General features: G+C 43.5%; 21 protein-coding genes, 5 tRNA genes and 1 riboswitch. Of the genes, 15 read left to right on the plus strand and 11 right to left on the minus strand.

From position 1 onward, the window contains the following. Both DEH07_10570 and DEH07_10575 read right to left on the minus strand, forming a co-directional pair. Positions 1-648, minus strand: a 648-nt coding sequence (locus tag DEH07_10570; GenBank protein ID HBY04938.1) for a hypothetical protein, incomplete at its 3' end; no start/stop codon positions are given. Positions 649-740: 92 nt separating this feature from the next. Then, positions 741-1,004, minus strand: coding sequence for a hypothetical protein (locus DEH07_10575; protein HBY04939.1), 264 nt, complete (start codon positions 1,002-1,004; stop codon positions 741-743). A 276-nt stretch (positions 1,005-1,280) separates the two neighbouring features. Here DEH07_10575 and DEH07_10580 point away from each other — a divergent pair, with 276 nt between their 5' ends. Further along, positions 1,281-1,670: a hypothetical protein gene (locus DEH07_10580; protein ID HBY04940.1), complete on the plus strand. Its 390-nt coding sequence runs from the start codon at positions 1,281-1,283 to the stop codon at positions 1,668-1,670. Between the two features lie 137 nt (positions 1,671-1,807). On the opposite strand, the gene DEH07_10585 is transcribed toward DEH07_10580, so the two are convergent. The 3 genes from DEH07_10585 to DEH07_10595 form a co-directional block, all read right to left on the minus strand. Then, entirely contained in the window at positions 1,808-2,101 is a 294-nt protein-coding gene (locus tag DEH07_10585; protein ID HBY04941.1) for an FmdB family transcriptional regulator, read from the minus strand. Between the two features lie 95 nt (positions 2,102-2,196). Next, on the minus strand, positions 2,197-2,583 hold the full coding sequence (locus DEH07_10590) for a HicB family protein (protein HBY04942.1): 387 nt from the start codon (positions 2,581-2,583) through the stop codon (positions 2,197-2,199). Positions 2,584-2,768: 185 nt separating this feature from the next. Further along, positions 2,769-2,845: transfer RNA gene (locus DEH07_10595), tRNA-Arg, on the minus strand. A gap of 118 nt (positions 2,846-2,963) precedes the next feature. On the opposite strand from DEH07_10595, the gene DEH07_10600 reads away from it, so the two are divergent. Beyond that, positions 2,964-3,560, plus strand: coding sequence for a DedA family protein (locus tag DEH07_10600; GenBank protein HBY04943.1), 597 nt, complete (start codon positions 2,964-2,966; stop codon positions 3,558-3,560). A gap of 13 nt (positions 3,561-3,573) precedes the next feature. Here DEH07_10600 and DEH07_10605 read toward each other — a convergent pair whose 3' ends face one another. The 3 genes from DEH07_10605 to DEH07_10615 are packed head-to-tail and all read right to left on the minus strand — an operon-like array spanning position 3,574 to position 5,939. Further along, on the minus strand, positions 3,574-4,320 hold the full coding sequence (locus DEH07_10605) for a hypothetical protein (protein HBY04944.1): 747 nt from the start codon (positions 4,318-4,320) through the stop codon (positions 3,574-3,576). Continuing rightward, entirely contained in the window at positions 4,321-4,722 is a 402-nt protein-coding gene (locus DEH07_10610) for a (Fe-S)-binding protein (protein HBY04945.1), read from the minus strand. 20 nt (positions 4,723-4,742) lie between these two features. After that, the gene (locus DEH07_10615; GenBank protein ID HBY04946.1) at positions 4,743-5,939 is read right to left on the minus strand and encodes a hypothetical protein; all 1,197 of its coding nucleotides are present in this window, start codon (positions 5,937-5,939) and stop codon (positions 4,743-4,745) included. A gap of 81 nt (positions 5,940-6,020) precedes the next feature. After that, positions 6,021-6,130: riboswitch (SAM riboswitch) on the minus strand. A 195-nt stretch (positions 6,131-6,325) separates the two neighbouring features. Between DEH07_10615 and DEH07_10620 the strand changes: the two genes are divergently transcribed. Next, positions 6,326-8,431 (plus strand): Fis family transcriptional regulator, encoded by a 2,106-nt coding sequence (locus DEH07_10620; GenBank protein ID HBY04947.1) that lies wholly within the window; start codon positions 6,326-6,328, stop codon positions 8,429-8,431. A 101-nt stretch (positions 8,432-8,532) separates the two neighbouring features. On the opposite strand, the gene DEH07_10625 is transcribed toward DEH07_10620, so the two are convergent. The 3 genes from DEH07_10625 to DEH07_10635 form a co-directional block, all read right to left on the minus strand. Continuing rightward, complete coding sequence (locus DEH07_10625) at positions 8,533-9,894, minus strand: oxaloacetate decarboxylase subunit alpha (GenBank protein ID HBY04948.1); 1,362 nt, start codon at positions 9,892-9,894, stop codon at positions 8,533-8,535. A 314-nt stretch (positions 9,895-10,208) separates the two neighbouring features. Next, positions 10,209-10,424 carry an acetyl-CoA carboxylase biotin carboxyl carrier protein subunit gene (locus DEH07_10630; GenBank protein HBY04949.1) on the minus strand — a complete coding sequence of 72 codons (216 nt, stop codon included), beginning with the start codon at positions 10,422-10,424 and terminating at the stop codon, positions 10,209-10,211. A gap of 92 nt (positions 10,425-10,516) precedes the next feature. After that, a complete protein-coding gene (locus tag DEH07_10635; GenBank protein ID HBY04950.1) occupies positions 10,517-10,993 on the minus strand; it encodes a bifunctional nuclease family protein in 477 nt (158 codons plus the stop codon). Positions 10,994-11,202: 209 nt separating this feature from the next. Between DEH07_10635 and DEH07_10640 the strand changes: the two genes are divergently transcribed. The 12 genes from DEH07_10640 (at position 11,203) to DEH07_10695 (ending at position 21,681) form a co-directional block, all read left to right on the plus strand. Then, a tRNA-Asp gene (locus DEH07_10640) sits at positions 11,203-11,279 on the plus strand. Positions 11,280-11,284: 5 nt separating this feature from the next. Then, positions 11,285-11,360 (plus strand) — tRNA-Phe (locus tag DEH07_10645). A gap of 51 nt (positions 11,361-11,411) precedes the next feature. Next, positions 11,412-11,486: transfer RNA gene (locus DEH07_10650), tRNA-Gly, on the plus strand. Positions 11,487-11,496: 10 nt separating this feature from the next. After that, positions 11,497-11,572, plus strand: a tRNA-Cys gene (locus DEH07_10655). A 560-nt stretch (positions 11,573-12,132) separates the two neighbouring features. After that, positions 12,133-12,567: a hypothetical protein gene (locus tag DEH07_10660; protein HBY04951.1), complete on the plus strand. Its 435-nt coding sequence runs from the start codon at positions 12,133-12,135 to the stop codon at positions 12,565-12,567. 361 nt (positions 12,568-12,928) lie between these two features. Continuing rightward, complete coding sequence (locus DEH07_10665; protein HBY04952.1) at positions 12,929-13,372, plus strand: universal stress protein; 444 nt, start codon at positions 12,929-12,931, stop codon at positions 13,370-13,372. A gap of 356 nt (positions 13,373-13,728) precedes the next feature. Continuing rightward, positions 13,729-13,944 (plus strand): acetyl-CoA carboxylase biotin carboxyl carrier protein subunit, encoded by a 216-nt coding sequence (locus tag DEH07_10670; protein ID HBY04953.1) that lies wholly within the window; start codon positions 13,729-13,731, stop codon positions 13,942-13,944. Between the two features lie 45 nt (positions 13,945-13,989). Next, a complete protein-coding gene (locus tag DEH07_10675) occupies positions 13,990-14,214 on the plus strand; it encodes a hypothetical protein (protein HBY04954.1) in 225 nt (74 codons plus the stop codon). Between the two features lie 123 nt (positions 14,215-14,337). After that, a complete protein-coding gene (locus DEH07_10680; protein HBY04955.1) occupies positions 14,338-15,465 on the plus strand; it encodes a sodium ion-translocating decarboxylase subunit beta in 1,128 nt (375 codons plus the stop codon). 379 nt (positions 15,466-15,844) lie between these two features. Further along, the gene (locus tag DEH07_10685) at positions 15,845-17,197 is read left to right on the plus strand and encodes a permease (protein ID HBY04956.1); all 1,353 of its coding nucleotides are present in this window, start codon (positions 15,845-15,847) and stop codon (positions 17,195-17,197) included. Positions 17,198-17,282: 85 nt separating this feature from the next. Then, entirely contained in the window at positions 17,283-18,680 is a 1,398-nt protein-coding gene (locus DEH07_10690) for a hypothetical protein (protein HBY04957.1), read from the plus strand. A 361-nt stretch (positions 18,681-19,041) separates the two neighbouring features. Further along, positions 19,042-21,681, plus strand: a complete 2,640-nt coding sequence (locus DEH07_10695; protein HBY04958.1) for an alanine--tRNA ligase — start codon at positions 19,042-19,044, stop codon at positions 21,679-21,681. Positions 21,682-21,729 lie beyond the last annotated feature (48 nt).

Raw genomic sequence — 21,729 nt, forward strand, 5'->3', positions numbered from 1 at the left:
CCTCGCAGTGGTCCATCCCAAGGTAGCTCTTGGTCTCCTCGAAGCACTGCCCGATCGGCCAGCGCAGGGTCGCCGCCCGATGTAATTCCTCCTTTCATTTACTGGCTTGCTGAATTTCGTCCCTGTAGGAGCGAATTCAAAAACATCACCGAGCAGTTTTAAGTCCGTCGCGGGAGCAGTAAACTGATCCTGCTTGGTAATGGTTATGTTGACTTTTTTGTCGAGCGCGCCAGCAGGCGCCTCTATAACAGCTTTTCCGTCTAAGATAGATACCTTGCCGCCTTCAGGACCGATACCGGTGGTTGCGCCACCGCCACCACCGCCGCCGGTGGGCTTCATGACGGCAAACAGGCAGAAGTGACTTACCTTGACAAGGACGGTTTTTGACTGTCCGTGGTAGTAATAGATGCCGCCTGTACGGCCATAACCCGTAGTCATGCCTAAGGGAACCCAGCCGGCAGCCCGGTAACAGGTACCTTTAAATCGGCTGTGATCCACGAATGTTTCCACCACTACGATCGGGTGTCCATAGACGGTTTCCCAGCCGGCGGACAGCCGCTTTGCATTCAGCGCCGGCGCCCCGGATGCCAGGTTCTTGATTGAGACACCCGGTAAGATAAGAAAACGCTGATTGAATTCCGTAAATATTACCAATCAACGCACAGCTGGATGATTAAACCTTTCGGCTGTGTGTTGATTAATATGTTTTTGTCTAAATTCAGGGTTGGGGAATGTAAAATTTATTTAACTTTAAACAGTTTCCATGGTAAACGGGTGGGGTTATTATTCAGGTAATCTATAATGTCTTCCTGTCCATAGTATGCTGGTATTCCGTCTATGCCCATGGCCATTAATATTATAGGCATACCGGGATATTCTAAACTGGACTTTTCCTGGACTTTTTCAGCCTCGATTTTGTTTTTAACTATTTGGTACTTTACGGGCACAACAGCAAATTTAGAGCCATCTTCTTTTACAACAACATTACCTGAAATATTGAACATAATATTCTCCTTCATTTTGGATTGAAGCATAGTATTATTATAAAGATTTAATATGAGGAAAGGACGTCTGTTTTTTTTATTCTATTATAATATACATATTATATGGAATCATTTTGTTGTCAATCAACATTACATATATTGACATTGTTGTAAAACTTGAGTTTGAATTATTTTTCTTTTTTTTAGTAAAATTTAAGTATTTTTCTTTGTGATTAGTGATACAATCACTCTTAGATAAATTATTAGCCAGTTTATGGCAGAAGGGGATAAAAATCTATGGAACCGGGAAATAACAAACTGCTTACCAGTACAAAAATAATCTATGCTGCTGCTATTCTTGTGCTTTTAATTGGAATTGCGTTTTTAGTGAACAATATTTTATTATTTAAAAATACCGTCTCTCATTATGCAGCCCAGGGATATCCGTCCGCTGGGGTTGTTAAACAATTATTGCCAGGTCAATTACTGCCCGGGATATTTGAGCCAGTAGCTGTTTATGGCGGGATTGCCGCTGTTTTATTCTGCGCCGGGACAATTAATCAGAAACTTTCCTATTTAACTGCTTCTTTAACTGCTTCTGTTAGCAATGAGGATAAAGAGATGGAAAATGGTGATGAAGAAGAACCCGAAGAGGAAGAAACTGAAAACAATAGCACAGGTGAATAAGGTATTTTGACTATCGCCCGATGAAAATTAGATTATAGATTTAATAGAAGCCGTTCTGAGCAGGAATATTCACCGGGTTATGGCCGGTGAATATTCCTAAGCGGCTCATAGAAACCTAATTATAAAGCGGGCACGTTTTATGCCTGATTGTTAAATTCACAGCCCGACTTTTCCTTGCATGTATTGCAATCCGGCGCCGGTGATTCGGGATCAGGTTCTTTCTCACTGCAGGGCATATATGAAGAAGGGCCTTTTTTATAGTCCGTTGCATAAAATCCATGTCCTTTAAAAATCAAGCCCATTCCGCTACCGATTAAACGTGTGGGAACGCCTCCGCATTCGGGGCAAATTTTAATTGGTTCATCAGTCATCATCTGAAATCTCTCAAATTTACAGCCGCAATTTTTGCACACATATTCGTAAGTAGGCATTTTGGTTCCTCCCGTTCCCTTTCATAACTTTTTCTAAGGAATTATAACTTATTTTTAATTATTTTTAAATTGTTGGTTTAAAGAAAGCAGCCCGGTTAGGACTGCTTTTCGATTTCGAAGCGGGCTTTTAATGCCTCCTGGAGAACTTTAGATAAACTGACGCCAGCATCGGCAGCCTTTGTATCTAACCATCCCGGAATACTGACTGTGCGGCGTACCGCATGGTTATCACGTATTCCAGTCCTAATAAGATTCGTAAATTGATTTGACAAAGTTTTAATTGTTTTTATATCGCTAGGATGGGGAATATTGATTTTTTCTTCTAACAAGTATTCAATCCATTGCGTTAATGCGCTTTGCGCCATGTCGATAGCGTTGCTTAAAGATTTGCCTTCGCTGATACAGCCGGGTAAATCAGGAAAAGTAATTGTATAACTGCCATCGCTGTTTTGCTCGAAGACAGCTGGATAAATGTATTCCATCGCTAATATGTCGTTTATTTCAGTTTGTCGTGAGATTGGTTCATTTACTGTTTATCACAGAAGTATTATCAGATGCGCGCCCGCAAGGGCGGCAAGAAAGCCCAACCGTTTTGTTGCAAAAATACCTTCATAATTCAGATGGCAAGGAATTCCGAACCCGGAACCCTTGCCATTATTGTATTTTCTGGCGTCCCAGGAGGGATTCGAACCCCCGGCCAACGGATTAGAAGTCCGTTGCTCTATCCAGCTGAGCTACTGGGACAAAAATTTTTCTATTTAGTATGTTAAACTGTTGCTTCTTAAATGTCAACCTGATGTCTCTATAGACAGGAATGGAATTAATGCTCCTGGACATTCTAAATGTTCAGGAGGCTTTAAAAATGGCGGAATGGGTAATGAATTACATTGTTGCTCTTGGATTGGGCGGGGTTTTCCTGGGCGTTGTCATCGAGTCAATGGGCATTCCCTTTTTCCCGGGCGGAATAATGGTCATCCTGGCCGGTTTCTTATCCGGACAGGGCAGGTTCCCCCTGTTTCAGCTTTTTCTGGTTACATTTCTAGGTTTCAATATAGGTTCCGTGGCCGCATATTTGATTGGCATAAAGATTGGTGAACCATTCCTGTTCAGGTTTGGAAAGCTCCTCCGGATTACGCCTCAGCGTTTGAAAAGCGCTCAAAGCTGGATGGAACAGTCCTCCGCCGCTTTTATTATTTTCGGCCGCTTCATACCGACTGTCAGCAACATTACACCTTATTTGGCGGGCATAAGCGGCCTTGGCATATTAAAATTTACGGGCTTTAATTTAATCTTTGCGGCTATATGGTCACTTTTTAATCTGGGTATAGGCATTTTTTTTGGCCATAATTGGAAATATATATCGCATCTAACCCATATTTGGCTGCCGGTTATCGCCGGCGGTTTGCTCGTGTTAAGTATCCTGGTATTGATCTTCAAAAAAAATCGCTTGAGTATATAGAAATGAGATTTACCTATGGCTTAAGCGGCACAAGCTTGACATGACCGCGGAATGCGAGCGTATCGCCAACGATTGCCAGAGCGCCGTCAACACCATTTATGCCGATTGCAAAATCGACCGCCGCAGCAAGATCATCCTTATTATGGACCAGGTTGGCGGATGCCGTTGCTACAGCATCCGCTAAAGCTGCTGATCTGGAAAGAATAATCACGGCGTCTGCGATACCGAAGCTTAAAGAGTGTCCGACCGTACCGGAAGAAGTGCAGATTCCAAGGGGGCTTTGCTGCGGCCGTATCTCAAGAGCCAGTTTTTGACCCAACGCGGACTTGCCGGCAAATATGCCTATATACCTTATCCGTCCTGTCCTCAGATAAATATCCCCGCCGTTTTCCACAATAACATCCCTCGAATATTTCGTCAGGGAGTTTCCCACACTTTGCGCTATTGCCCCCGCAACCGACGCCATGGGTCCCACTCCGGCAAGACCGGCAGCTTCCGCCATTTCTACAGCTATCTGCGGCGCATCCGGAGCCGGTTCATAGGGTGTAAGAGCCGTTAAAAATCCAGGATCCTCTTTGATATACTTTTCAAGTGGTTCCCGGCATCGTTTTATTATTTGCCGGGTTTTCTCGACCAGTTCTGCAGTGTACTGATCCCTGCGGACACCAACATCCAGGTCCGTTTCTTTTACGGCAACGTTGAAATGAGCGAGGTCATCCTGCCTGTGCAGTTTACGGTAAGCACGCTCAAGGTATTGCAATTAAAACCTGACCTCCATGGCATGCATGGGACATGCTTTTACGCAGAGCTGACAGACGATGCACTTATCATCGTTGAAAAACACTTCCATACCAGGCCGCTCTATATACAAAGCCTTGGTAGGGCAAATATCGGTACAGCCGCCGCACATTGTGCAAAGCTGTTCATTCCGGGTGATTCCTTCAATTAAAGGCTGGACCGATACTCCTTCCCGGAGCAGGTAATCAAGTCCCTGCTGATATTTTTCCCCGGTCAGTTCCAGAACCAAAGTCCCTTCCTTTTGCGGGTTGATATTTGCTCTTAATATATTAATTACCAAGTCATAATCCTTGACCAAACGGTAGATAACCGGCTTTTCAGTAGTATCGGGAGTAAAGCGCAAAACAATTCTCTCAGGCGCCATTAATTGACCCTCCTTTCAGATTAACCCTTAAGCACATTGGCTGTTATTTGATCATTAAAATTAGGAAGAAGTTTTACTGGCTCGGTAATTGAAAATGTCCCGTCAGAAATCCACTGCTTAAGTATGCCGGCTATTTTCCTGGCCCCGGGATAGCTTGATAACGGAGCCGTTGGGACCTGTTTGCCGTTAACAGTAATTTGGCCTGATTTTAGTTCGGCGTAACTGACCAAGCCCAGGTTGCCGGGTTTTCTGTTCGGGTATGCGTCGCTGTAATCAACAATTGGCGCGTATAAATCTTTATCTTTTACTGCGGCAAATTTCGTTATCTCTTCGTTAAGGAGGGGGATGGGCAGACCGATTCCCACAGCCAGAGTTGCTCCGTAACCAAGGAAACTGGCGCCCCTGAGCCATTGGGAATTCATCTGCTTTAAATCGCCGATCAGAGCTAAAGTTCCTCCCGCTGGTCCAAATTCACGGCCGGTTGAATCTTTTTGAATAGAGGGGAAGTGCTGTGTGCCGTTCCAGGCTACATATCCCACACCTCCGCCTAAAAAGATTCTTGTCCCGATTCCGACTGTCTTAAAATATGGGTCCTTGAGCAGCGGGCTGAGCTGCCCCGCGCTGCAATAGTGCGCATTGGCCAGGTTAGGTTTCAGTACGCCCATATATGTGTAAATCGTACGCGGACTCAGGTTGACCGCACAGTTATAGTTCTGGTAGGCGTTGCGCGGGTTAAACAGTATTGCCTCGTTGATCTCGTCTAAGGTAATGGAAGTTTCTATTTCCTGTCTGGGGTAGCAGTCGGTGCCGTAAGAAAAGGCCTTCAGCCTGACGCGCTTGCGTTCGACCAGTTCTTGAATCAGATGTCCGCCGCCATATTTAAATTCTCCGGGGAAATTGCTGTTTAAAGGATCATGTTCAGGAACCTGGGTGGCGCCGATATACGAATCCACAGCCGCAAGTCCTGCATAAGCCTCTATATCGTTTAACCAGACACGCTGCATTCTTATGCGCGGTTCGGAATGCCCGAAGCTTAAAAATGCCCCCGAGGAACACATCGGGCTAAAAGTTCCCGTCGTCACAACATCAACTTCCTGCGTTGCGCGTGAAAACCCTTTTTCTTCAACAAACGCGATAAGTTCTTCGGCGGTCATGACCACTGCTTTGCCGTTCTTAATTTTTTCATTAATCCCGGCGTAAGTTTTTTCTGCGCTCATACTTATTCCTCCATTTACAGCGCTCATTCCAGACATTATAAAGCCTCTTCCAACATAGAAGAGGCTTGTATTTTCAACTCCCTCTTATCTGTCAGAAGAAATTCTCCTCTGCAGGAATTGGCACCATTCCTTTGAATTAAGGCGGTTGCCGGGTTTCATCGGGCCAGTCCCTCCACCTCTCTGGATAAGAGCGCTATTTAATTAGTTACTACAATTATTTAATAACAGCTTTTTGTTTATGTCAAGCCTTTTTTGGAACAGCCCTTTTTTGTACATTGAAAATACAGTTTACCGGCTGTAAAAAACATTTTACTTTTGCAACAGGTTGAGGAGTACGCAACTTTGTAGTAAAATCAAGTTAATCAACGTAGAAACAGGGTGGTTTAATGTTCGTAAAAGACGTAATGACAAAAGTACAAAACAGCCTTGTTCCGGAACAGTCACTTGATGAAGCTTGGAATTTGATCAGGCAGTTGGAAGTTGACGGATTACCTGTTATTAATCAAAAGGGCGGTATAATTACGCTGGTTACCAAAGATGAACTATTTGGTTTTAAACCAGTTGTTTTCGGTGATTTTCTTAAAGTAGACCAGATCATGAACAAGGATTTCCTTACACTTACTGAAGATACTCCCCTTGTTGAAGCATGGTCCCTGCCTCAGAAAATATTTCCTGTTATTGACGAAGAAGGTAGATTTGTTGGAATTCTATCCAAGGAAAAAGCCGGTTCAGCTTTATTTGGAATGGCTACCAGGATGTTTGCGGAAATAGAAACACTCCTTGACTCGGCTCACAATGGAATTATTGCCATAAATACTGAGGGTATAATTACGCTTTTTAATAAAGCCGCCGAAGAAATAACAAGACGGAAAAAAAGCTATGCTTTAGGCAAACATCTTTCTGAGGTTATAATTCCTCAAGAATTACTGGAAGCTTTGAAGGAAGATCACTTCCAGCCTCAGTGCAAAATATATGTGGACTATTCTAAAGGAAAACATATATATCTGACCAACCGCAGCAGGGTAGTGGAAAATGGCAAGTTAGTCGGCGCGGTTGGCGTCTTTCAGGATATTTCAGAAATAGAATTTATATCCGAAGAACTGCAGTCAGTCAAGGAGCTGTATAAAGAACTCGAATGTATTGTAGAATCATCCTATGACGGAATTCTGGTCACCAAACCGGATGGAGAAATAATTAGGGCAAACCATGCCCATGAAAGGATTACAGGTTTTCCCGGTGAAAACATCATAGGAAAAAACTTTAAGAATCTTGTTGATGCTAACGTGTATTCAAGTTCAATAGTGGAGGCGGTCAAGAAAAAAGGGCAGCCGGTAAATTTAGTGGTCAATAAAGATAAAAACCAGTTATTGATTACAGGCAACCCGATTATGAATCAGGACAGTGAACTAACACACGTTGTTGTCAATATTCGCGACCTTACGGAACTGAATGATCTGCGCAGCCAGTTGGAGCAAAGCCAAAGATTAAGCGAAAAGTATTATGACGAGTTGAAACAGTTAAGAATGAGGCTTTTAAGCCAGGAAGGGATAATCCTTACTTCTCCGAAGATGCAGGATTTATTGGCCATGGCTCTCAGGCTGGCGCAGGTTGATTCCACAGTGCTCATTACCGGAGAATCGGGCGCCGGCAAGGAAATTATAGCAAAAACTATTCATAAGCACAGCAAACGGGCCAAGGAACCATTTGTAGTTGTAAACTGCGGCGCTATTCCGGAAAATCTTCTGGAGTCAGAACTTTTTGGCTATGAAAGAGGGGCTTTTACTGGAGCAAACAGGGAAGGGAAGGTTGGTTTAATTGAAATGGCCAGCAACGGGACTCTGTTTTTGGATGAAATAAGCGAACTTCCTCTTCCGTTTCAGGTAAAATTGTTAAGAGTAATTGAGGTAAAAGAAATCATGCCGGTTGGGGGCAAAAAGCACCGCTCTGTAAATGTCCGGATTTTAGCGGCTACCAACCGTAAACTTGAAGACTTGGTTCAAAAAGGTCTATTCCGGGAAGACCTTTTTTTCCGTTTGAACGTAATCCCGCTTTATGTTTGGCCTCTTAGGGAGCGGAAGCAAGAGATCATCCCGATGGTATATGCGTTTAGGGATAAGTTTTGCAAGGCTTACAATATTAAAAAGGATTTTGCGCCGGAAGTATTTGAAGTTTTCCTTGAATATAACTGGCCTGGCAACGTGCGTGAATTAGAGAACCTGGTGGAAAGGTTAATCGTAACTTCTCCGGGCGCCCTGGTTTCTTTGCCGGATTTGCCTGATTACCTTTTTGAGCATAACGATTCTTCGCCGGGTGTTTTAGTTAAAGGTGTGCTGCCCATCAAAACCGCGCTTTTTGAACTTGAAAAACAGCTCATTAAAAATGCCTTGCAGGAGTTTGGAAGCACCTACAAAGCAGCTAAAGCGCTCAAAATAGACCAGTCTACACTTGTCAGAAAGATGAATCGCCTTAAAAGAAACGATTACTCTATTTAAAGCAATTAAACATATTGGATATTGGATATTGGATATTGGATATTGGATATTTTTATAATAAAAAACAGGTCTTTTGAGAACCTGTTTTTTTGTTGGCTTTTCTATTCTTTGTTTAATTTTTCATTGCGCTTCTTAAGAAAGTCTAACGCTACTTCCGGAAAAATAGCCACCGAAAGCACATCTTCTTCCTGACGCATGTACGGTTCTGCCAGTTTGCGGGCTTCTTCCAGGCCGGGCGGAAGCAGATCTGCGGGTCTGCAGGTTATTGGTTCTTCATCGCCGATGATCATTTCTTTGGCTTCTTTATTAATTGGCGCCGGGGGTTTGCCATATTGACCGCGTACATAATTAATGATTTCCTCAGAATTAAATACCCAGCGTCCGAATAAAACATTTAACACTGCCTGAATACCCACTATTTGGCTTGTCGGAGTCACAAGCGGCGGGTAACCAAGATCTGCTCTTGTATGAGGGAGTTCCTCCAATACTTCCGGAAGCCTGTCAAGAGCGTCCTGTTCTTTTAACTGGGAGAAGAAGTTAGACATCATACCACCGGGAATCTGGTACAGAAGCACATTTACGTCTACGCTCTTTGGTGAAAGATCGAAATTGGCGTAGTGTGTTTTGCGCACTTCATCGAAGTACTTGGCAATCTCCACCAGGGGTTCTAATTGCAGCCCCGTATCCCATGGTGTTTCTTTAAGAGTAACAACCATAGGCTCTACTGCAGGTTGAGATGTTTGTAAGGCCATCGTTGAAATAGAGCAGTCGATAACATCGACTCCCGCCTGGCAGGCCCTTAGATAGGCCATCGAAGCCATGCCGCTGGTATAGTGGCAATGAAGCTGAATAGGCACTTTCACAGTTTCTTTCCAGCTTTTCATAATTTGGTAAGCTGCTTCGGGGGATATAATACCTGCCATGTCTTTCAGACAGATAGAATCGGCTCCCATTTCTTCCAGAGTTTTAGCAAGCTTTACAAAGTAGTTAATATCATGCACGGGACTAATTGTATAGCTGGCTGTCGCCTGGACATGCGCCCCTTCTTTTCTTGCTGCCTCCATGGCTTTCCGCAGGTTCCTGACATCGTTTAAGGCGTCAAAAATGCGAAAGATATCTAAGCCATTATATACGGTTCTTTTAATAAACTCGGTTAAAACATCATCAGGGTAATTTTTATAACCGACAATATTTTGCCCTCTTAAAAGCATCTGCAACTTTGTTTTTTTACAGTGTTTTCTAATCGTTCTTAACCTTTCCCAGGGATCTTCGTTGCAGAAACGCAGACAAGTGTCAAATGTTGCTCCGCCCCATATTTCCAGAGAATGATAACCTATATTATCTATTTTTTCTAGAATAGGTATCATGTGTTCGGTCTTCATCCTGGTTGCCAGCAGAGATTGATGCCCGTCCCGCAGTGTTGTGTCGGTAATTTTTACCGGTCTTTTAAGTTCTTCAGCCACTTATTTTCCCCTTCCTGTCTGGTTATCCTCAATGCAAGGTTATGCCTTTCAAATATTAATTTGGGAATTATTCACACCATAAATGCTTTTTTGGGTTGTTTTTTGCATATCTCGGGGGAGGCTATGCATATAGGCAGCTGTTGTCAGTAGCTAGTAGGATTAAGTTGTGCAGAGTACGGACTTTCAAAGGGATTTTTCTTCAGTAACTGATATGCGATAATCTGCAATGTCAAAATGTCAAAATTATAATGTGCTGCTCCGGAGGGCCGGGAATCTCTAAAAAAGTGAAGCCCTATAAAAAATCAGGTATTGTTTTATTCCATTGTTAATACGGCGATTTTGGGATTTACGGGGTCTCCTGGTTTGACATGAATTTCTTGAATTGTTCCTTCAATTGGAGCAAAGATTTTTATATTCATCTTCATTGCCTCCATGGAACCTAACACATCATTCTTTTTTACCTGATCACCTACCTTAACGTCGATTGATACAATCGTACCAACTAGCTTTGGATTAACCGGCGTTGCCATTAAAATATTCCACCTCCCTTTTCTTATAGTTATCTCTTATAGCATAACCTGCATCTTGTTCCAATTAAGCTTCATTAAGCATTTTTTAACCTTTAGTGAATAGCTTTTTTATTTTCCTTGAGGAAATTATTTGTTATTTGCAGCAACTCGTTTTCTAATTCTTCTTCTAAGATATCCTTTATTTGGAGCATGTGTTCGCTCAATTTTTGCAGGACGAAAACCGGCGCTGAAGTACGCAACGCTAAAGCAATGGCGTCACTTGGCCGTGCGTCAATGACCATTTCCTTGTCACTCGTGCATATATGTATTTCAGCATAAAAAGTATTTTCATGTAAATCCGTAATCACTATATGTGAAATCTTTGCGCCTAATATTGTACAGATATTTTTAAGCAGATCATGTGTCAAGGGCCGGGACATTGTAATGTTTTCAAGAGCTGCAGCGATAGCATGGGCTTCCAATGCGCCTACCCATATAGGAAGAACCTTTTTATCTTCCTGATCGGTGAGTAATATGATCGGATTGCCGGATGCGTCGTATGCAACACCTTTTACATTTACAGGGATCATATTATCAACCTCCTCTTGCGCTTATATAAGACGCAAGATCAGTTTATATATATGCTATTTTATCATCAAGCGCTTGTTTGTCAAATTATTTATGGTATGTATACAGTGTGGAATCTCATTGATTATTTTTATTAATTAATCATCATTTAAAATTTTAATTTGACTTTTTCGAGGAATTTTTGTATACTAACTTTTGCTGTAATTTATGTGGAGCTGTAGTGTAGGGGTTTAACATGCCGGCCTGTCACGCCGGAGATCACGGGTTCAAATCCCGTCAGCTCCGCCATTTACGCCACGGTAGCTCAGTTGGTAGAGCAGCGGACTGAAAATCCGCGTGTCGGCGGTTCAATTCCGTCCCGTGGCGCCAGAATTCTAATGTTCTATACAGCAAGTATTTTCATTAGCTTTATAAAGAATTGCGGAAGTAGCTCAGCGGTAGAGCATCGCCTTGCCAAGGCGAGGGTCGCGGGTTCGAATCCCGTCTTCCGCTCCATTTGCGTCATGGCGGCATAGCCAAGAGGCTAAGGCGACGGTCTGCAAAACCGTTATTCCCCGGTTCAAGTCCGGGTGCCGCCTCCACAAGAAAACAAGCGTCTCAAGGATTTGAGGCGCTTTTCTTTTTCCATCAAGACTTCTTTTTGAAAAAAGGCTTAGGAGAGCGGGAATTAATCTTCTTTTTTGTTTATAGGAACGTGGTTCTGAATATTTCTTTCTTTTGCCAATCCCTAGATAAACCTAATTCCCTTAGCTGATGAGGCGGCAGATCAATGTTTTGTATTTTTTTGACAAATTTAGTGGTCATATTAATCGCCACCTCCTTATCATATTTCTGATTACTCTTAGTATAGTAGTAGACATCCATGCCGCTGAAGCGGCGCCACGAATGCTTGATAATCTTTTTATCTCCAGGAAATATTTATTTAGACAGGGGGCCGGTGGGTTTTGGATCAGACAATCCATTGTACTGTAAATGACTGTATATAAGAGAAATAGTTTTAACATTTTATGGTATACTGTTATAAATTACTATTCAAACACACCTATTCTTTGATTTATAGAATTATTAGTTGCCTAATAGGGTAATCTGCTATATAATTTTGAATATATAAATAAAAAATTATAAAAAGGAGGCAGGGGTTATGTACAAAAAAATACTGGTTGCTTTTGACAACGCTGAAAAATCTAAAAAAGCTATAACAACTGCAGTTGAGATTGCTAAATATAGCAAGGGAGAGATTTGCCTGCTGACCTCAGTAAAAATGCCCAGTTTTATATCAGCCGCGAGTCCTGACATGCTAAAGGTATTAGAAAATGACAGCCGTAAACTCTTTACGGAAGTTCTGAAAGAGTATGAAGATAATATTAAAAAAGAAGGCATTTCAGCAAGTTCAGTAATCCTTGATGAGAGTCCGGGGAAGGCAATTGTCCGTTATGCGGAAAAGGAAGAATTTGATTTAATAGTGATGGGTTCAGGTAACCGTGGATCTATAGGAAGACTGCTTGAGGGTCTTGGCAGCGTTTCCAATTACGTACTGCAGCATGCCAAGTGTAATGTCCTGATTATTAAAAACTAACAAGTGGAGTAAAATATTTTAAATAGAAATATTTTAAATAGAATTAAAGAATCAGTTCAATATTTTTGCGAAATAAGCATTATTAGTAGAAAGAGAAATAATTTCCAAGTATAAAAAAGTAATTTATGAAAAAGGACAGGGAATAATTTTTCCCTGTCCTAATTATTTATCCGTAAGGAGTTTTTTTTGTGCATAGTAGGATTGTTCTTTTGGGCATATAATGGTTTTATTAACAGCTGATTTATCTATTTCTGCCTGTTTTATAAGCTTGCTGAAGGTAGTATATTTATGATATAAATTTCTAGAATACCATTGCCGTTAAATAATTGAATTAAAAATTATTCTGAAGGGACTGTGAGTTATGCTTAAGAAAATACTTGTCGCTTATGACAACGGTGAGAAAGCTAAAAAAGCTGTGGAGGAAGCAGTTGAGATTGCTAAATTTAGCAAGGGAGAGATTTGCCTGCTGACCTCAGTAAAAATGCCCAGTTTTGTATCATCCGTAGCTGCTTCAGACTTGGTTAAGGGTCTGGAAAATGACAGCCGCAAATATTTTGAAGAGATCCTGAAAGAATATGAAGACAAGATTAAACAAGAAGGCATCACGGTAAGTTCGGTAATCCTTGATGAGAGCCCGGGCAAAGCTATTGTCCGTTATGCTGAAAAGGAAGAGTTTAATTTAATAGTGATGGGTTCAGTTAACCGTGGATCTGTGGAAAGGATGCTCACGGGCCTGGGCAGCGTTTCCAATTACGTTCTGCAGCACGCTAAGTGTCCGGTCCTGATTATTAAAAGTAAAGATTAAATATATTGTACCAATTGCGTACTAGCATATATAATACCTCTTCGGTTTTTTAGATTCTCAATTATTTTAATTCCTTTTTTGTGCATGGGCAAGTGATCCATTGCTTTACTCAGCTGAGAATCTACTTTTGTGATTTAAAACCTTTTGTAAATATTGCTCATTTCGACAGGCTATGCAATTGATTGACTTCTGGCTGACTGCATAACTGCAGTCAGTGGGGCAGAATTGCAGTCATTATTTAAGTCTATTGTACTGGCTATACTAGTTAAATGTCTGGCATGATTATTGCGTCATAAATTATTAGGGAGTTTTTTTCCCAGTTTGAAGGTTTTTTTGTAGCAAAGGTGGAAGTTTGAATGGGTAAGCCAGTAAATGCACCAATTGCTGGTAAAATTCTAGAAATTTTTGTAAAGGCAGGTGATCGCGTCAAAAAAAACGATGCCATCGTTATGATGGAATCCATGAAAATGAACGTGCGGATGTTTGCGCCCGAGGATGGAATTGTCAAGACAGTTAACGTATCACCAATGGAAAATGTAAAAGTCAATACGACGCTTATTACTCTGGCATAGTTAGTAAACAAAAAAACGTTTAATTTTAGAAAGGGGAAGGAAATAATGGCTGAAAAGAAAGTTACCGCGCCACTGCCGGGGATAGTGAAAAAAGTCCTTGTTAACACAGGACAAAAAGTTGGAGCGAAGGACGCCGTAGCCGTTATCGAAGCTATGAAGATGGAAAATAAAATTCCTGCCAAGTCAGCAGGAACAATAAAGGAAGTTTTCATCAGCGAAGGCCAGAATGTAAAAGCGGGAGACAAGCTCTTTACAATCGACGCCGACTAGTTGATAAAGAATAGAAACATAATAGCCTTGCAGTAATCTACCGCAGTACCCCTATATAAAAATTAGGGGTACTTCATAATACTCAAGAAATATGAGGTGGTTCTATTGACAAGTGACGCTGTAATGACTATTTTTCAAGGTATACTGTCTGGTTTTACCGGCCTGACCTGGCAGTATGCGGTAATGATCTGTATTGGTATACTGTTGCTCTGGCTGGGCATCAAACACGAATTCGAGCCATTGCTGCTTGTTCCCATCGGATTCGGCTGCATCCTGGCAAATTTGCCCTTGGCCGGAATGATGGAACCCCACGGTTTGCTGAGGCAATTTTATAACGCTGGAATAATAAATGAAGTCTTTCCATGTTTAATATTTTTAGGCATTGGAGCAATGACCGACTTTACACCCTTACTTGCCAACCCGAGGGTTTTTCTTTTGGGCGGGGCGGGTCAGTTTGGAATCTTTCTTACTCTGCTGCTGGCCCTTGCGCTCGGGTTTGACCGGCTGGAGGCCGTCTGCGTTGGTGTAATCGGCGCCTGTGACGGTCCTACTTCAATTTACGTAACCACCCAGTTTGCGCCGCAATTACTCGGCCCGATTTCAGTAGCGGCTTACTCGTATATGTCCCTGGTTCCCTTAATCCAGCCTCCGTTGATGAGGCTCTGCACCACAAAGAAAGAGCGCTCAATGCTGATGTCCTATACGGAACAAAAACCAATATCCCAGACCGTCAGAACTATCTTCCCCGTGGCCGTTACAATTATAACTGTTCTTATTGCTCCAATGGGCGCTCCGCTGATGGGTACACTGATGCTGGGCAACTTCCTTCGTGAGTGCGGTGTGGTAGACAGGTTGAACAAAGCCGCCCAAAACGAAATCTGCAACATCGTTACCCTGCTGCTTGGTTTAAGCGTCGGCGCGACTATGAACGGTGAGATATTCCTGACCACCAAGACACTGATGATCTTTATCCTCGGAGCAGTTGCCATCAGCGGCGACACCATAGCCGGTGTTTACCTGGCTAAACTGATGAACCTGTTCTGCAAGGAAAAGATCAACCCGCTGATCGGCTCGGCCGGAATTTCCGCATTCCCGATGGCGGCACGTGTTTCCCATAAGGTAGGACAGGAAGAGAACGAAGACAACTACCTGATTATGCACGCGATGGGTGTTAACACTGGAGGACAGATCGGTTCGGTTCTGGCAGCCAGCATTATGCTGGCCGTCCTCGCAGCAATGGGATATATTTAATCAATCAGCCAGGAAAGGAGATCCTTTAATATGGAACTTACAAAGTGGCAGTACGGCTTTTCAATGATGATTTTCGGAATGGGACTGACGATGATCACTCTTTATTTACTATGCTGGGTGGCGCGTCTTTTACCCGTGTTTTTTAAGGCCGAAAAAGAAGAGTAACTACTAAAGCTGCCCTTTCGGATAAGGTTGCTTTTCATACTCCGGCGCCTGTAAAAGGGTGGGTTTGCTAACTGTAAAGTAATGGGCGGCTGCACTCGGTAAAAATGAGCGCAGCCGCCTAATATGAAATAAATGAAAGACATTGTTTATGTTCGTTTCAAAGGCTGAGAGGTTTTTAGGAGTTAAAATTTTAAATAATCTTTTCTGATAATATTTGTCAAAAAGGGAGGGAAAATTGTTGACAGACGTCCAAACTGTTACTTTAATTATCTTTGTAATTGCAATAGGTTTGGTTGTCAGCCGGGTAATCAGCAGTGTCGTCGGGGCTGTGATCGGCGTGGTCGCCCTTGTGGTAAGCGGGTCAATAAGTGACGTTACTGCCTTCGGGCTGGTGGACTGGAACGTTATTATCATTCTTTTGAGCATCTGGCTGATTGCAACCTATTTCGGCAAGACTGGGGTACCCGAATGGCTGGCCGAGAAGATGCTGGAAATGTCCAAGGGAAACCTGGCCCTGTTTGTAGTTGCCCTGGGCACACTTGCCGGCCTTGTGTCCATGTTAATTGACAACGTGGTCATCATCCTGATGTTTGCCCCGGTACTCATGCAGGTAAGCCGGAGGTTTAAGTTCGCCTCTTTTGCCCCGATCCTTTTCCTCGGGCTGTGCGCAAACTTTATGGGCACCGCCCTTTTGCTGGGAGACCTGCCCCCGCAGCTGCTGCACAGCGTTTCCGGTATTGAATTTTCCGGGTTCCTTTGGCTGGATGGCAAACCTTCATCCTTTATTATGCTTACAATTACTTACCTAATTGTTGTAACTACTTTCTATTTCGTTTTTAAAAAGTTTTTCAAAAACAGAAGGGTTAACGTAACCCGTGAAGAGGGAGCGGAAAACCCAATCAAGAACCCGAAATTTGCCTTTTTAGTCTGCTTCATGTTCCTGGCCACGGTTTTATTGATGGCCTTCAGGCAGTTTACCGGCCTGCACCTGGGCTTTTTAGCCTTTGCCGGAGCGGTAACTCTTGTTTTGCTGATTGAAATATTAAAAGGCCCCTGGAATATTGATGTTCCCAGTTTTGAAGAAATACTCGGCGAAATCTCCTGGGACGCCATATTTTTCTACTCTTCACTTTTCTGTTTGGTTGGAGCGCTGGAGCACGTCGGCATTATCCAGATTGTAGCTAACTGGCTGTCTCCGTTCTTCAAGGCTTCTTTACTCGGGGGGGTAAGTCTTCTGTACTGGGTGACAGCTCCGATTGTCGGCGTAGTGGAACACGACGCCTATATCCTGGCCATGCTCTACATCATCAGGGATTTTGCTCAAAGCACCGGGATAAGCGCCTGGCCTTTTTACTGGGGTTTGCTTTTTGCCGGAACGCTGGGCAGCAACCTGACCATCGCGGGCGCGCCTGCTTTGTATGTTGCGCTTTCCATGGCTGAAAAGGAAGACGGCCGGAAAGTGCCGCTGGGAGAGTTTTTACGCTGGAGCGCACCTTATGTGTTTCTGTCGCTGGCCATATGTTTTGTCGTCTTGCTCGCCATCTGGGTAATTCCGGCGATGCATTAAAAAGATTTTGTTTTAAGATAAGCGCTGAAGGCCACTGGCGATACCGGTGGCCTTCAATAAACCTTTGGTAAAAAGAGGTGAAAATATGTATTTTTTCGCACTGGCGATATTCCTGCTTACCTATGCGGTTATCGTCTCTGAAAAAGTCCACCGTACAATTGCGGCTTTAATAGGCGCCGGTTTACTGATGCTTTCAGGCGTTCTGACTGTTGAAGACGCTATTGAGTATATTGACTGGAACACTATCGGCCTGTTAATCGGAATGATGATCATTGTAGGTATTACACGCAACACGGGAGTCTTTGAATATCTTGCCGTGAGAGCGGCCAAGATGGTAAAAGGAAATCCAGTTAAGATAATGATGGCCTTGGCTACAGTTACGGCTATAGCTTCCGCCCTTTTGGACAATGTAACAACGGTCTTGTTAATTGTACCGGTAACCTTCGCCATTGCCAGGCAGTTGAAGGTCAATCCCATTCCTATTCTGGTGGCTGAGATTATTGCCTCCAATATAGGTGGTACAGCCACGCTGATTGGCGACCCGCCGAATATTATGATTGGCAGTTCGACCGGACTAGGATTTATGGATTTTGTGTTCAATTTGGCTCCAATAATAGTAGTAGTCCATGTAATTACGATTACACTGCTTATCCTGATCTACAGGAAACACCTAGTAACAACGCCGGAACTGCAGCAGGATATCATGAAGATGGACGAAAAGGAAGAATTAAAAGATGTTTCTTTGCTTAAAAAGTGTTTGGTCGTTCTGAGCTTGACTATTTTAGGTTTTGTCATTCACCAGTACATCCACCTGGAATCATCGGTTATTGCTTTAAGCGGCGCCAGCCTGCTTTTACTTTTATCCAGCCGGCATGACCCGGAACAAGCCCTGCATGCTGTTGAATGGCCGGTAATTTTCTTTTTTGCCGGTTTGTTTTTGGTTGTAGGTGGAATTGAGAAGGTCGGAATCATTGAAGCCATTGCCCGCTTTACGATTGACGTTACACACGGAATGATGGTTCCTGCCGGTATGCTGATCCTGTGGGTTTCGGCAATTGCCTCGGCTTTTGTAGACAATATACCGTTCGTTGCCACTATGATACCCCTGATTAAAGATATGGGCCAACTGGGCATGTCGGGCGACCTTAACTTTTTATGGTGGTCATTGTCCCTGGGCGCCTGCCTGGGCGGCAACGGGACGATTATCGGCGCCTCGGCCAATGTGGTGGTAGTCGGGATGGCGGAAAAAAGAGGTTTCCCGATTACTTTCATCAGTTATATGAAGGTGGCCTTCCCGGCAATGCTTATCTCCGTAGTCTTATGCACGGGTTATATGCTCTTCTGGTACCATTATCACGGGTTGGTTTCCTTGCTGGGCACACTGGCGTTGGGTGTTGTCCTTGCAGTAATTACAGTTCCGTTAAACAACTCTTTGAGCACGTCTGCAGTTAGTGAAAAAGGATCTGTCAAGGGAAAACGATAGAATTCTTAACCAAGTTATAAGAATAAAGCGCCGTATTAAAAATCAAAAACGACGCTTTCATTTTTTAAAGCCCAAGTGTTTATTTTAATTCCGGCATGGTCAACATGGCTGCCAACAGGTACGGTAATGTAATACTGTTTTATTTTGGATCGATCTCTTAAAGGATGAGAATTCATCAACAAAGGCCAATGTCTTAAGTGCGGTTCATGCTCATTGCCGGAAAGGCTTTTTTCTTGACATAAAATCGGTATTTTTTGTATAATTGCCTCTAGAAACGCACTTTAAGTAAAAAGAAATCAGGAAATGAAGGAAAGCCGGCAATTGCTCTTTAAGGGCCGGCTTCATGTTTGGAGGTTAATGGATGACAGGGAAGGAGATCAGAAATAAATTTTTAAAATTCTTTGAAGAGCGCGGGCATCTTGTACTGCCGAGCGCATCTTTAATACCTGCAAACGATCCCAGCATTCTCTGGACAGCCGCGGGTATGGTACCGTTTAAACCTTATTTCACAGGCGCCGCTGCTCCCGTTGCCCGACGGATTACTACCTGTCAAAAATGCCTGCGCACACCTGATATTGAATCCGTCGGCATAACATCCAGGCACCATACTTTTTTTGAGATGCTGGGTAATTTTTCTTTCGGGGATTATTTTAAGGAAGAAGCAATTCCCTGGGCCTGGGAATTTGTAACCGGTGTTTTAAAGTTCGGCCTTTCCAGTCTATGGGTAAGCATTTACCTTGACGACGATGAATCTTATCAGATATGGACTCAAAAAGTTGGAGTTCCTGCAGAAAGAATCGTCCGGATGGATAAGGATACAAACTTCTGGGAAATAGGAGTCGGGCCATGCGGCCCCTGTTCGGAAATATATATCGATTTGGGCAGGGACCGGGGCTGTGGTTTAAGCAGCTGCGGTGTGGGGTGCGATTGCGACCGCTTTTTAGAGATTTGGAATCTGGTCTTTATCCAATATTTCCGTGATGAAGCAGGGAATTATTCACCTTTAGCCTTAAAAGGAATCGATACCGGGATGGGTTTGGAAAGAGTCGCTTCAGTAAGCCAGAACGTTTTCACAAACTTTGACACAGACCTGTTCCGTGTAGTAATTGATTTTGTAGCGACGATCGTAGGCAAAAAGTATGGAGCGGACGGGAAAACCGATTTGGCTTTAAAAGTAATTGCCGATCACAGCAGGGCGGTTACCTTTGCCGTGGCTGACGGGGCTTTCCCATCAAATGAGGGCCGGGGTTATGTGATCAGGCGGCTTCTCAGAAGAGCAATGCGCTTTGGAAGGCTCCTTGGCGTTGAAAAGCCTTTTTTGTCACAGGTATCGGAAATCATTATCAACCAGATGAGCGATATATATCCTGAGCTTGCAAAAAACAAGGACAACATACTTTCAATAATTCTCCAGGAGGAAACCCGCTTTGCGCAAACCCTTGTCCAGGGTCTTGACATGCTGGAAAGTTTAATCCGCAAGGCCAGGGCGGCCAACATAAATTCAATCGGCGGGGAAGATGCGTTTCGCCTTTATGACACTTACGGTTTCCCGTTTGAGCTTACTAAAGAAGTGGCTGCCGAAGCAGGTATTGATATTGATGAAGACAGTTTTTACAAAGCTCTTGAAGAACAGCGCCAGCGAGCGCGTAAGTCCAGACAGGAAACGGAATATCTGTCAGAGGATAAAGCTTTTTACAAAACAATCAGGGAGCGTTTCGGGGAAACCGGATTTGTGGGATATGAGGTATTAAACTCTGAAAGCCGTGTTTTATCGCTTGCTAAAGAAAAAGGGCCCGTAAAGGAAGCTTTTAAGGACGAGGAAATAGAGTTAGTCCTGAATGTGACACCATGTTATGCGGAATCAGGCGGCCAGATTCATGATCAGGCCGTAATTACAAACTCTGGCTGCAGTATTGAAATATTTTCTGTTCAAAAGCCCGTAGAAGGCATCTACGTGCATTACGGAAAAGTAAAAGAAGGAGTAATCAAAGAAAATGATCTTGTAAGTGTCCATGTAGATAAGGCCAGGCGAATGGATACTGCCAGGAACCATTCAGCCACACATCTGCTTCATAAAGCTTTAAGGACTGTGCTGGGAGACAATGTTAATCAGGCGGGTTCGCTTGTCCTGCCCGAACGGCTCAGGTTTGATTTTACATATCCGCGTTCGGTGTCTGAAGACGAGCTGGCCCGGGTTGAAAATATCGTAAATGAAACTATTTTATCGGGCCTGCAGGTTGAAACATCGGTTACTTCCTTTGACGAAGCCAGTTCTTTAGGGGCCACGGCATTGTTTGGCGCCAAATACGGCGCCAAAGTACGGATGGTAAATATCGGCGGATACAGCCTTGAGCTGTGCGGCGGCACGCATGTTAAAAATACGAACGAAATCGGGTTATTCAAATTATTGGGCGAAAGCAGTGTCGGCGCCGGATTAAGGCGTATGGAAGCCGTCACCGGAAAAGGAACGCTTCAATACATGACTGCCTTAAACGATCAGATAAACGGGATCAGCGGCATTCTTAAGTCGGCGCCGGGAGAACTGGCGCACAGAGTTGAGAATGTGCTTACGGAAATAAAAGAACTTGAGCAGCAAAACGAGCAGCTGCGCGCACGTCTGGCTTATTACCAGGTTCAGGCAATGCTTGCAGATGTCAAGGAGCTCAACGGAATTAAACTTTTAACGGCCAAAACTGAAGCAGGGGATGTGGACGATTTGCGTTCTATGGTCGACCTGCTGCGCGACAGGCTGCAATCAGGTATAATTGTTTTGGGTAGCCACTCGGGAAACCGGGTAAATCTGGTTGCCGCCGTAACAAGGGATTTATTGCCCCTTGGTTTGCATGCGGGTAAGCTTGTCAAGGAATTAGCCACCATTATAGACGGCGGAGGAGGGGGAAAACCAGAAATGGCGCAGGCCGGCGGGAAAGATCCTGCGCGGCTTCAGGAAGCGTTGGAGAGGGTTTCTATAATTATTCCAAAGCAATTGAATATAACATAAAAAGCATATAACATAAAAGCATAAAGGTAATTAATTGGGGAGGCGTAA

The sequence above is a fragment of the Desulfotomaculum sp. genome (assembly GCA_003513005.1).
In the GTDB taxonomy this organism is placed as follows: domain Bacteria; phylum Bacillota; class Desulfotomaculia; order Desulfotomaculales; family Nap2-2B; genus 46-80.